The 13108-nt window shown below is 33.6% G+C and carries 11 protein-coding genes; 5 read left to right on the plus strand and 6 right to left on the minus strand.

Features of this window, described 5'->3' with window-relative positions:
• Positions 1-11 precede the first annotated feature (11 nt).
• The 5 genes from pyk to H5V42_RS05770 all read right to left on the minus strand — a co-directional run bounded on the left by pyk (position 12) and on the right by H5V42_RS05770 (position 4355).
• The gene (gene pyk / locus H5V42_RS05750; RefSeq protein ID WP_185782175.1) at positions 12-1439 is read right to left on the minus strand and encodes a pyruvate kinase; all 1428 of its coding nucleotides are present in this window, start codon (positions 1437-1439) and stop codon (positions 12-14) included.
• Positions 1429-1905 (minus strand): IPExxxVDY family protein, encoded by a 477-nt coding sequence (locus tag H5V42_RS05755; RefSeq protein WP_185782176.1) that lies wholly within the window; start codon positions 1903-1905, stop codon positions 1429-1431. The genes pyk and H5V42_RS05755 overlap by 11 nt, the downstream gene beginning before the upstream one ends.
• Before the next feature lie 112 nt (positions 1906-2017).
• Positions 2018-2755, minus strand: a complete 738-nt coding sequence (rnc, locus tag H5V42_RS05760; protein ID WP_185782177.1) for a ribonuclease III — start codon at positions 2753-2755, stop codon at positions 2018-2020.
• Positions 2756-2771: 16 nt separating this feature from the next.
• On the minus strand, positions 2772-4022 hold the full coding sequence (gene fabF, locus H5V42_RS05765; protein WP_185782178.1) for a beta-ketoacyl-ACP synthase II: 1251 nt from the start codon (positions 4020-4022) through the stop codon (positions 2772-2774).
• Between the two features lie 99 nt (positions 4023-4121).
• Complete coding sequence (locus H5V42_RS05770) at positions 4122-4355, minus strand: acyl carrier protein (protein ID WP_185782179.1); 234 nt, start codon at positions 4353-4355, stop codon at positions 4122-4124.
• A gap of 142 nt (positions 4356-4497) precedes the next feature.
• Here H5V42_RS05770 and purN point away from each other — a divergent pair, with 142 nt between their 5' ends.
• The 4 genes from purN (at position 4498) to H5V42_RS05790 (ending at position 8627) form a co-directional block, all read left to right on the plus strand.
• On the plus strand, positions 4498-5064 hold the full coding sequence (gene purN / locus H5V42_RS05775) for a phosphoribosylglycinamide formyltransferase (protein WP_185782180.1): 567 nt from the start codon (positions 4498-4500) through the stop codon (positions 5062-5064).
• Entirely contained in the window at positions 5057-5689 is a 633-nt protein-coding gene (locus H5V42_RS05780; RefSeq protein ID WP_185782181.1) for a ribonuclease H1 domain-containing protein, read from the plus strand. The genes purN and H5V42_RS05780 overlap by 8 nt, the downstream gene beginning before the upstream one ends.
• An 83-nt stretch (positions 5690-5772) precedes the next feature.
• Complete coding sequence (locus H5V42_RS05785; RefSeq protein WP_185782182.1) at positions 5773-6702, plus strand: PfkB family carbohydrate kinase; 930 nt, start codon at positions 5773-5775, stop codon at positions 6700-6702.
• A gap of 26 nt (positions 6703-6728) precedes the next feature.
• Positions 6729-8627: an amidophosphoribosyltransferase gene (locus H5V42_RS05790; RefSeq protein WP_185782183.1), complete on the plus strand. Its 1899-nt coding sequence runs from the start codon at positions 6729-6731 to the stop codon at positions 8625-8627.
• A 653-nt stretch (positions 8628-9280) separates the two neighbouring features.
• Here H5V42_RS05790 and H5V42_RS05795 read toward each other — a convergent pair.
• Entirely contained in the window at positions 9281-9889 is a 609-nt protein-coding gene (locus tag H5V42_RS05795) for a superoxide dismutase (protein WP_185782273.1), read from the minus strand.
• A gap of 112 nt (positions 9890-10001) precedes the next feature.
• Here H5V42_RS05795 and H5V42_RS05800 point away from each other — a divergent pair, with 112 nt between their 5' ends.
• Positions 10002-13106 (plus strand): UvrD-helicase domain-containing protein, encoded by a 3105-nt coding sequence (locus tag H5V42_RS05800; RefSeq protein WP_185782184.1) that lies wholly within the window; start codon positions 10002-10004, stop codon positions 13104-13106.
• Positions 13107-13108 lie beyond the last annotated feature (2 nt).

Below are 13108 nucleotides of genomic sequence, written 5' to 3' on the forward strand. Positions count from 1 at the left end.
TTTACATAAAATTATATCTCTGTAACTCTAAGCGTATTTACCATACCTTTTTCTTTAATTGGCATGGCAGCAAGACTAATCACCATATCGCCTTTTTCTATGAATCCCATATCAAAAGCAATTTGATTTACGTCTTGTACAGTCTCATCTGTTGAAACGTGCTTATCATAATAAAAAGCCTTAACACCCCATAAAAGACTCAATCTGCCAAGAATAGTTTTATTGGATGTAAAAACTAAGATATGTGCACTTGGTCTCCAAGCCGATATTTGAAATGCAGTATATCCACTATTTGTTAAGGTAGAAATTGCTTTAGCTTGTATTTCGTTAGCCATAGAAGCGGCATGATAACAAACTGATTTTGTGATGTAACGCTTAGTTTTTATGTGAGGAGGATTCTGAGGTACTGTAATTAAAGGAGAGGTTTCTACACTTTGTAAAATACTACACATTTTTTCTATTACCTGAACAGGATAATTACCTACAGATGTTTCTCCTGAGAGCATCACAGCATCAGCACCATCCATTACCGAGTTTGCAACATCATTAACCTCTGCTCTTGTTGGCGTTAAACTCGTAATCATGGTCTCCATCATCTGGGTAGCAATAATTACTGGTATTCGTGCTTTTTTAGCTCTAAGTACCAATTGTTTTTGAATTAACGGTACTTCTTGCGCAGGAACCTCTACACCTAAATCACCTCTCGCTACCATTAAACCATCACAATAGTTTACAATTTTATCAATATTCTCTACTGCTTCTGGTTTTTCAATTTTAGCAACGATAGGTATCTTATGCTCGCTATGCTCATCAATTAAAGTCTGTAAATCAATTAAATCCTGAGAAAAACGTACAAAAGATAACGCAAGCCAATCTACTTTTTGTCCAATTGCAAAAATGGCGTCTTTTACATCTTTTTCTGTCAATGCTGGTAAAGAAATATTGGTGTTTGGTAAATTAACACCTTTCTTAGATTTTAAAGGCCCACCTTGAATTACTTTAGCTTTTACTTCATTTTTTCCATCAGTAGAAACTACTTCAAAAATTAGTTTACCGTCATCTAAAAGTATACGTTCTCCTGGCTTAACATCTTGCGGAAAACTTTCATAAGTCATGTACACCCGTTTAGCAGTACCTTCAAATGGTTCTCCGTTAGCAAAAACAATTTCGTCTCCTGGAGAAACTACAACTTCACCACCCATTACCCCTACCCTAAGTTTAGGGCCTTGTAAATCAGCCAAAATTGCTGTATGTGTATTTAACTCATCATTAAGTTCACGAATCATTTTAATACGCTCTTTTACATCGTCATAATTTGCGTGAGAAAAATTGATTCTAAATACATTCACCCCTGCATTTATCATATCCCTTAGAACTTCTTTTTTGCTTGTTGCAGGTCCTAGGGTGGCTACAATTTTAGTCTTCTTTTTAGTTGGCATGATTAAACAGTATTAAATTTTGTTTAGACTTTAACTTATTTACATCTATTGCATAAGCTAAAGATACTTTGTGTATTGCTTGAGTTTTTTTTAAATAATTTTTAAAGTGCCGCTCAGGAACTTCATCCATTCTTAATAAATAGCTTGCTTCTTTATATTCTTCAATCAGGTAATTTGTTATTGTAGAAGTGAAAGTCTCAAATAAACCGTTGCTATTTACATTTTCTTCTTTTAAATAAACGTTACCCATTAAATAAAAGCTGTAATCTAATTCTTCATTATATCCTTCAAACAAAGGAAAGGTAGCGGCATTTAGTTGCAAATCTTTTTCACTTCTTTCTAAATCTAAACCACAATATTGATTTAGATTATAGGCCAAAGTAAATGGTGACATAGTCGTATGTAAAGCAATCAACTGAAAAGACTCTTCGTAAAGCTCAGTTGAAATCTTATATGTTGCAGCCATAAAAATTTTGCGAATCGTAAAGATAATAGTTAAACGCAAATAGGACTACAATGGAGTTTAATTAAAGGTAAAATTCCAAAACGAAAACGATGTAGTTTACTTTTTTTTAATCTTAGTGTCTATCTATTTTATCTTGAAGGGCAAAATAAGCCCGTTTTGAAGCTTTTTCTTCTGCCTTTTTTTTAGATGTAGCCCGAGCTTTAGCAACTATTTTATCATCTATGCTCAATTTTACACCAAAATGTTTTTGCTCTTCATTACCATTATCTTCAAAAACATTGTAATGAAAAGTCTTCTTCATTTTTTGGCACCACTCAATGACTAAACTTTTGTAGCTAATTACTTGGTTTTCTAATTGCTCAATATCAACATAAGGTGTGATTACTCTTTTTTGAATAAACTTTTCGCAATACCGATATCCTTTATCTAAATATATAGCACCTACCAAAGCTTCGAAAACATTACCGTGAATATTCTCTCCAAAATGGTTTTTTGGTATTTTACTTTCTACAAAATCTAATAATCCTAAATCTTTACCCAACTCATTCAAATGCTTTCTGCTTACAATTTTAGAACGCATTTTGGTGAGATATCCTTCATCTCCATCTGGCACCTCGTTATACAAATGTTTTGAAATAATTGTACCCAACATTGAGTCCCCTAAAAATTCTAAACGTTCGTAGTTTAAGGGGTTGCCTTCTTCGTCTTTTTGGTTTAAAGAACGGTGTAAAAATGCTTTTTTATAAATGGCCAAATTCTTTGGCTTAAAGCCTAAAATACGTTTCATTTCCAAAAAAAAATTCCCATCTATTTCAGAATGGGAATTAAATATTTTTGGAACCAACTTCATGTTGTTTGTTACGTAGTTAGTTTAATTTTTTAAATAACACACATGCATTATGACCACCAAAACCAAAAGTGTTACTCATGGCAACATTAACTTCTCTTGCCTGAGCTTTATTCAAGGTTAGGTTAAGTGTTGGGTCAATATTTTCATCTATTGTGCTGTGATTTATAGTTGGTGGCACTAAATTGTGCTGCATAGCTAATATTGATGCTATGGCTTCAACTGCTCCTGCAGCACCAAGTAGATGGCCTGTCATAGATTTAGTTGAATTTATATTTATTTTTTCGGCATGAGCTCCAAAAACCTGAGATATTGCTTTAAGTTCAGCAACATCACCTAAAGGTGTTGATGTACCGTGTGTATTTATAGCATCAACATCTTCTGGTTTAAGTCCTGCATTTTCTAAACAGTTTTGCATTACCCTTACAACACCAATACCATCTGGATGTGGCGCAGTCATATGATAGGCATCACTAGATAAACCACCACCACAGACTTCTGCATATATTTTAGCACCTCTTGCTACAGCGTGCTCGTATTCTTCAAGAATAAGGGCACCTGCACCTTCACCTAATACAAAACCATCACGAGTGGCATCAAAAGGTCTAGATGCTGTTTCTGGACTTTCATTTCTGGTAGACAAGGCATGCATTGCATTAAAACCACCCATACCAGCTATGGTTACTGCTGCCTCGCTACCACCTGTTACTACAACATCACAATGACCTAAACGAATATAGTTTAAAGCATCAATCATAGCGTTGGCAGAAGAAGCACAAGCCGAAACCGTAGTATAATTAGGCCCCATAAATCCATGCTTAATAGATATATTTCCTGGGGCTATATCTGCTATCATTTTTGGGATAAAGAATGGGTTAAAACGTGGTGTACCATCACCCTCTGCGTACCCAATTACTTCATTTTGAAAAGTTTCTAAACCGCCTATCCCAGCACCCCAAACTACACCTACTCTAAACTTATCTACAGCATTTAAGTCTAAACCAGAGTCTGCAATGGCTTCATCAGAAGATACTAATGCGTATTGGGCGAAACGATCTAGCTTTCTAGCTTCTTTACGATCAAAAAAATCTTGTGGATTATACCCTTTTAACTCGCAAGCGAACTTTGTTTTAAATTTTTCTGTGTCAAAATAGGTGATTGGCGCTGCTCCACTTTTGCCAGTTTTAAGTCCTTCCCAATAAGCCTCAATGGTATTTCCTATTGGAGTTAACGCTCCTAACCCGGTAACAACAACTCGTTTTAACTGCATAAAATTTGTAAGTTTTAACCTTAGCCCTGAAATTAAAAAAATTATCCATGCGATGTTTACCGCATGGATAATATAAAATCTTTAGAAAGATAACATAAATTACTTAGCCTCTTCAATGTAGCTAATTGCCTGACCTACAGTAGAAATATTTTCTGCTTGATCGTCAGGTATTTGAATATCAAATTCTTTTTCAAATTCCATAATTAATTCAACAGTGTCCAAAGAATCTGCACCTAAATCGTTGGTGAAACTAGCTTCAGGAACAACTTCGTTTTCATCAACACCTAATTTATCAACGATGATGGCCTTTACTCTTGATGCAATGTCTGACATAGTACTTGTACTTTAAAAATTTATCGAGGGCAAAAATAACAAACTTTGGTTTAAATTCACCATTTGTCGATAAAATGTACTTTAAATTACACAATTATAACCGCTAGCCCTAAATTTGAAGCGCTTAAACAACATTAAAAAGATGCCTAAAATTGTCATTTTAGCTTCGGGTTCTGGATCAAATGCAGAGAATATTATCTCTTTTTTTAAAGAAAAAAATGAAATCACCGTCTCAGCTATATTAACCAACAGAAAGGAAGCAGGGGTAATTGGTCGAAGTTTTCGATTACAAACACCTCTTTTTTATTTTAACAAATTTGCATTTGAAAATGGGATGGTCACCGATTTTCTCAAATATTTAAATCCAGATTTAATTGTTTTGGCTGGTTTTTTGGTTAAAATCCCTACTAGCATGGTTCAAGCATTTCCCAATAAGATTATAAATATTCACCCCGCCTTACTACCTAAACATGGTGGTAAAGGCATGTTTGGAAATAATGTTCACCAAGCTGTAAAAGACAATAAAGAGCCTGAAACCGGTATAACCATTCATTATGTTAATGAAGATTATGATGAAGGCGCAATAATTTATCAAGCGAAGGTAAGCCTAACAGGAAATGAAACCGTTGAAGAGATTGCGCATAAAGTACACCAATTAGAATACAAGTATTTTCCAGAAATCATTGAAAAACTTTTAAATCATGGCTAAAGCCAAAAAGTTCTACGTAGTATGGAAAGGTAAACATACTGGAGTTTTTGAGTCTTGGGTAGATTGCAAGGCACAGATTCAAGGTTTTCAAGGTGCTCAATACATGTCTTTCTTAAATTTTGAAGAAGCTAAAAAAGCGTACAAGGGTAATTATAATGACTACAAAGGCAAAAAAAAGACTCAAATAGTTTCGCCTGAAATGCTCAAAAAATTTGGAACGCCTAATTTGAATTCCATTTGTGTAGATGCAGCTTCTAGCGGCAACCCTGGCAAGATGGAATATAGAGGGGTAGAAACAAAATCTAAAAAAGTATTATTTCACAAAGGACCTTTTCCTGACGGTACTAGTAATATTGGTGAGTTTTTAGCATTAGTTCACGGGCTAGCTTTTTTACAAAAGCAACATAGTAATCGTATTATTTACTCTGATTCTAAAATTGCAATTGGCTGGATAGCTAAAAAAAAATGTAACACTAAACTAAAACCATCTTCAAAAAACAAAGAACTCTTTGATTTAATTAAAAGAGCCGAAACGTGGTTAAACACCAACTCTTACACTACCAAAATTGTAAAATGGGAAACTAAAGTTTGGGGAGAGATACCTGCAGATTTTGGTAGAAAGTAATAGTTTTCATCAGAATAATAGGTTCACATTCTTACTGTGCCAGGTCCTTAAAATAAAAGTATCTTTGCACCAAAATTCCTTTAATGGGCAAACTTTTAATTGTCGGCACTCTTGCCTTCGACGCTATTGAATCTCCTTTTGGCAAAACAGACAAAATACTGGGGGGTGCAGCTACTTTTATTGGATTAGCTGCTTCTCATTTTAATGTTAAATCTGCAATTGTATCAGTTGTTGGCGATGACTTTCCTGATGAATATTTGAATCTTTTAGCTAAGAGAAATATTGATTTATCTGGTGTTGAAGTGGTTAACGGAGGAAAAACTTTCTTTTGGAGTGGAAAATACCATAACGATTTAAATACTAGAGATACGCTAGCAACAGAATTAAACACACTTGCCGAATTTAACCCAGTGGTACCTGAAGAGTTTAAGGAGCCAGATGTGGTTATGCTAGGCAATCTAGACCCTACTATTCAACAAAGTGTTATAGACCAACTAACTACTCGACCAAAGCTTATAGTTTTAGATACCATGAATTTTTGGATGGATAATACTTTAGATGCTTTGTTATCTGTTATAAAAAATGTTGATGTTTTAACCATTAATGACGAAGAAGCAAGGCAACTAACCCAAGAACATTCTTTGGTAAGAGCTGCCGCTAAAATTCATAATATGGGGCCTAAATATGTGGTGATAAAAAAAGGTGAACACGGTGCCTTATTATTTCAAGATACTAATGTGTTTTTTGCACCCGCATTGCCTTTGGAGGAAGTATTTGATCCCACGGGCGCTGGTGATACTTTTGCTGGAGGTTTTAGTGGCTATTTAGCTTCAACCAAAAATAACTCTTTTGAAAACCTAAAGAATGCTGTTATTCATGGTTCAAACCTAGCATCATTCTGTGTTGAAAAGTTTGGTACAGAACGTATGCAAAATTTGAGTAAGGAAGAAATAGAGCAACGACTAACAGAGTTCTCTAGCTTAACACAATTTAATATTGAACTTCAAAGTTAATAAACCAAAGAACTGAGGAAAAGGTCATGAGTGATGCTATAAAGCACGAATGTGGGATTTCACTAATTAGGTTATTAAAACCTTTAGAATATTATAAAGAAAAGTACGGTACAGCCTTTTATGGTGTAAATAAGATGTACTTAATGATGGAAAAACAGCACAATCGGGGTCAAGATGGTGCTGGTTTTGCTAGTATTAAGTTAGATATGAAACCCGGCCAGCGCTATATTAGTAGAATACGTTCTGCCAATCAGCAACCCATACAAGATATTTTTTCTCAAATTAACGGCCGCATAAACTCAGAAATTGCACAACATCCGCAGTATTGGGATGATGTTGCCTATCAAAAAGAAAATATACCTTATATAGGTGAGTTGCTGTTAGGGCATGTGCGCTACGGAACTTTTGGCAAGAACAGCATTGAAAGTGTACATCCTTTCTTAAGACAAAATAATTGGATGCACCGTAACTTAATTGTTGCTGGCAACTTTAATATGACCAATGTTGATGAATTATTTGGCAATTTGGTTGAATTAGGGCAGCACCCAAAAGAAATGGCTGACACCATTACCGTAATGGAGCGTATTGGTCATTTTTTAGATGATGCGGTATCCAAACTGTATAAAGAAGTAAAAAAAGAAGGCTACACCAAGCGCCAAGCTTCGCCTCATATAGCAGAGCGTTTAAACGTGGGTAAAATTCTGAGAAAATCTGCGAAAAACTGGGATGGTGGTTACGCTATGGGTGGTTTATTTGGTCATGGTGACGCATTTATGCTTAGAGACCCTGCAGGAATTCGACCAAGTTATTATTATAAAGATGATGAAATTGTAGTGGTTGCTTCTGAAAGACCAGTAATTCAAACCGTATTTAACGTAAAATATGATGCGGTACAAGAATTACCTCCGGGCAATGCTATTATTATAAAAAAGAACGGTAAGGTTACCCTTGAAGAAGTTCTGGAGCCGTTAGAGCTTAAAGCCTGTTCTTTTGAGCGAATTTATTTTTCTAGAGGAAGTGATAAAGAAATTTACCAAGAGCGTAAACTTCTGGGTAAGTTGGTTTTTCCTGAAATCTTGAAGGCAATAGATGATGATTTGAATAATACTGTATTTTCTTATATTCCAAATACTGCAGAAACATCTTTCTTTGGTATGGTTAAAGAAGCTCAAAGCTATCTTAATAAAAAGAAGGAAAAGCAAATTCTAGCACTTGGCTCAACTATTACTCCAGAAGAATTACATGAGATTTTAGATGTAAGGCCTCGTATAGAAAAGGTGGCAATTAAAGATGCTAAACTTAGAACTTTTATTACTCAAGATAGTAGTAGAGATGATTTAGTAACCCATGTTTATGATATTTCTTACGGTTCAGTTAAAGAAACTGATAACCTTGTAATAATAGACGATAGTATTGTAAGAGGAACTACTTTAAAAAAGAGTATACTTAGAATGCTCGATCGTTTAAATCCTAAGAAAATTGTTGTCGTTTCTTCTGCTCCACAAATTAGGTATCCAGATTGCTATGGTATAGACATGGCAAAACTAGAAGATTTCGTAGCGTTTAAGGCTGCAGTAGAATTACATAAGAAGAGAGGAACAGAAAACATCATAGAAGAAATTTATCAAAAGTGCTTAAAACAAGTTGGTAAAAAAGATTCTAAAGTGGTGAATTATGTAAAAGAACTTTATGAACCCTTTAGTGCTGATGAAATTTCTAAAGAGATAGCGTTATTATTAAGCCCAAAGGATATCAAGGCTGATGTTGAAGTCATCTATCAAACCATATATAACCTGCATGAAGCCTGTCCTAAAAATCTAGGTGACTGGTATTTTACAGGTGATTACCCAACCCCAGGAGGTAACCGAGTGGTTAATAAAGCATTTATCAATTTTTTTGAAGGAAATAACAAGAGAGCCTACTAAAATTTACATTTATCGAAAGATATCTGCCATTCATCGACAAAATTAACATTTTGGCGTCTTTTTAATTTAGGCTAATAAAAGCGATGTACTTTGGTATCACCATAGCATAAGTAGGTTAAGTTCATGGTAAGATTTGGGGCAAAAAAGGTGGAGTTTCTCCGCCTTTTTTATTGCCCAATATTTTCCTGTACTACTTTTCTTAACGCCTTACACAGTAACTTCTTCAAGCAAAGTATTTTAACTTATTTAAAGGGCGTTGGTCTAAAAACAAACATTAATAGCTGCTCTATAGCCTACATTTGAAGAACCATAGCATAAGTAGGTTAAGTTCATGGTAAGATTTGGGGTAAGAAGGCGGAGATTTCTCCGCCTTCTTTGTATTGACAACCAACCTTTTAGTTGTTATAAATGTTAATTTTTTAACAAAACCAATCTTTAGTCTCCTAAAAATTTTCACGTTTATTTTTTGTTATTTAACACAATACCAGTAATTTAGTTTCGCCATAGCATAAGTAGGTTAAGTTTATGGTAAGATTTGGGACGAAAAGGGTGGATGTATTTCCACCCTTTTCTATTTTTATAAATGATGCTCTTTTATCCATAAAAAAAGCCCCACAAATGCAGGGCTTTTCAAATACAATTATTTGTGATTTTTATTTGTTTGCTTCATAATGTTCTGAAACCTTACTCCAATTAATTACGTTAAAGAAAGCAGACACATAATCTGGCCTTCTATTTTGATAATTTAAATAGTAAGCATGCTCCCATACATCTAAACCTAATATTGGAGTTCCTTCACAACCAGTATCTGGCATTAGGGGGTTGTCTTGATTTGGAGTAGAACAAACTTCTAGTTTTCCTCCTTTATGAACGCAAAGCCAAGCCCAACCAGAACCAAATCTGCTTCCTGCTGCTCCGCTAAACTCTTCTTTGAATTTATCAAAAGACCCAAAAGCAGCATTAATAGCATCAGCTAACGCACCAGAAGGGTTTCCGCCACCATCTGGAGACATTACCTCCCAAAATAAAGAGTGATTGTAAAAACCACCACCATTATTACGTACTGCACCATTAGACATGTCTAAGTTTGTAAGTATATCTTCAATACTCTTTCCGTCTAAATCAGTGTCTTTAATTGCAGCATTAAGTTTTGTTGTATATCCGTTATGATGCTTTGTGTGGTGAATTTCCATAGTTCTAGCATCTATATGTGGTTCTAAAGCATCGTATGCATATGGTAAATTAGGTAGTTCAAAAGCCATTTTTTCGTGTTTTAAATTAATTTTCAATTCTTTCAAAAATACAATTTTAACATTTAAATGGCAGGTTTAGATGTGTTAATAAGATGGTAAGATTTGTTACTTTGTAAACGTTTTGATAAAAGAAAGTTTTAAAATTTTAAGCGCATCGGCTGGCACAGGAAAAACCTATAGGTTAACCAAAGCATTTCTTGTTCGTTTACTTGAAAAAAACTCCCTTGCAAATTTTAGAAGTTTATTAGCAATCACTTTTACTAACAAGGCTGTTTCAGAAATGAAACAACGTATTTTAGATAATCTTGTTTTTTTTAGTAAGGAAAGTATTCTTAGTAAGCCTACAACACTATTTTCTGAAATTGCTCTTGAACTCAACCTAAGTAATGCAGAACTTCAACAACGTGCAAAACATACTTTAAAAAATCTTTTGCATCACTATGCGTTTTTTGATATTTCTACCATTGATAGGTTCAATCACAGGTTGGTAAGAACGTTTGCAAAAGACCTTAATATTTCTCAAAACTTTAATGTTGAATTAGATATTGACTACATCTTAAGTCTTTCTGTTAATCAACTTTTGTCAAAAGCCGGATCCAATGATCTACTTACCAAAATATTTATAGATTTTGCGTTGAATAAGATTGAAGATGGCAAAAGTTGGGATATTGCTTATGACTTAAATAATATAGGCCAACTGCTCTTTCAAGAAAATCATTATGCACATTTAAAAAGTCTAGAAGAAAAATCAATCGCTGATTTTTTCGATTTAAAAAAAGCGCTTTTAGCGCAAATAAACTCTTTAAAAAATGAAATGATTAACGCGGCTAAAAATTCAAATGCGTTAATTAAAACCAATGGATTAGAGCCAACAGATTTTACTAGAAAATTATTCCCAGCTTTTCTAACTCAAGTTATTAATGACCCAACAATAATTAATTTTAACGCAGCTTGGAAACAAGAATTTGAAACCACCATACTGTACAATAAATCTACTAATGAGGCTGTAAAAACCACTATTGACGGCCTAAAAGCTGATTTTATGGTCGATTTTACGAAAATCAAAAATAGTTTTGATAAAATTTCTTTTTTAGAACGTGTTCTCAAAAATATTGTACCATTAACATTGTTAGCAGAAATTCAAAAAGAATTAACTGTACTAAAGAATGAAGAAGGCTTTTTAACCATTAATGAGTTCAATGAACTTATTGCTAAAGAGATAAAAAAACAGCCTATACCTTATATATATGAACGATTGGGTGAACGGTATAGACATTATTATATAGATGAATTCCAAGACACCTCATTTCTTCAATGGCACAACTTGATTCCTTTAGTAAGTCATGCTATTGAGAGTGAAGACCAAAAAGGCAACCAGGGTTCCATTTTATTAGTAGGTGATGTAAAACAATCTATTTACAGATGGAGAGGCGGTGAACCTGAACAGTTTTTAAACCTGGTTTTACAAAAAGAAAATCCATTTACTATTATCTCTTCCGTTGAGCAATTAAATAAAAATTGGAGAAGTCATGAAGAAATCATTCACTTCAACAACTCCTTTTTCACCTTTATTGCTAACAAGCTTACCAATAGCAGCCATTCAGCTATTTTTACTGATGGTAATAAGCAACAAACCAATGAAAAGAAAGGAGGCTTTGTTAAACTTTCTTTTTTACCAAACGAAAAAAATGAAGAATCTAACGAACATTGCTTTAAAACCCTTGAACATATCAATGAAATTATCAATTCTGGATACGCCTTAGAGGATATAACAATCTTAGTAAGAGATAAAAAGAATGAAAAGAAAATTGCCAATTATTTAATTGAACAAAATATTCCTGTTGTTTCGAGTGATGCGCTATTACTAAATTCTAGTCTTGAAATTAAGTTTTTAATAGCCTTTGCTGAATGGATTTTAAATCCTGAAGAAAATGAACATCAATATGCAATTTTAGAATTTCTAGTTGTAGATGTTTTAAAGCAACATGATTTTTATACTTCTCATTTAAACAACTTACCAACTTATTTAAACGATACTTACGACTTAGATTTAGGAGTACTCAAGCATTTAAATCTCATAGATTTTTTTGAACACCTCATCCTAAAATTTAAGTTAGCAGAACAAAATACAGCATATATTACTGCATTTTTAGATGAAGTTTTTCAATTTGATAGTGAGCGCCAAGAAGGTCTTTTTGCGTTTGTAGATTATTGGAAATTAAAACAAGACAAGCTTTCACTACCAATGCCCGCAGAAGTTGATGCAGTTAAAATATTTACGATACATAAATCTAAAGGACTAGAATTTAAATTTGTAATCTTCCCTTTTGCAGACACCCAAATAAATGATAGCAGAAAACAAAATAATGTTTGGGTTAACGTTGAACCAAGTTCTTTTGCAGGGTTCTCAGAAGTAATGATTAAAAACCATATGGCTCTAGAGAATTATTCTGACAACTCCAAAGCGGTATATGAAGAAGAAAATCAAAAATCAGAATTAGATGACCTAAACGTATTGTATGTTGCATTGACTAGGGCGGTTTACGGACTTTATATCATATCAGTACCAGTAAAAGAAAAATCAACACAACGCTCCTACGCATCATTTTTTAAAGATTATATCGAACAAACACAAAAAGAAAATGATGAGAATGCAGCATATCAATTTGGAAAAATTGAGAAAGTAGCAAAGAAGCAACTTGAGAAAACACCAAAACATTTATCATTTATTCAAAACAATAAAACGCAAAATGATTTTCCAATTGCAACGGTAGAATATATTGGCAACCAAGAAGTCAATGAAGCTATTTTATTCGGAAATAAAATTCACGATATTCTATCCAATATTAAAGTTGCTACTGATGTTGATGTAGCAGTAGATACTTATGTAACACGGTATAATATAGGCCAGTCAGAAAAAGAACAAATAAAACAAACAGTGTCTAAAGTGGTAAACAATAACCAGCTACAGCACTATTTTTCTGAAGGACTAACCATTAAAAACGAAGTAGAAATTTTAACAGAAGATAATGTTGTTTTAAGACCAGATAGATTGGTAATAAAAGAGAATAGAGCCACAATTATAGATTATAAAACTGGCATTCCATCTCACAATCATGAAATTCAACTAAATTCTTATGCCCATGCCATTCAACGAATGGGGTATCAAATTGAAGAAAAACTATTAGTATATATCAACGAAGAAATAAAAACTCTAGCAATATAATT

This window comes from Croceivirga lutea, assembly GCF_014235875.1.
GTDB lineage: Bacteria > Bacteroidota > Bacteroidia > Flavobacteriales > Flavobacteriaceae > Croceivirga > Croceivirga lutea.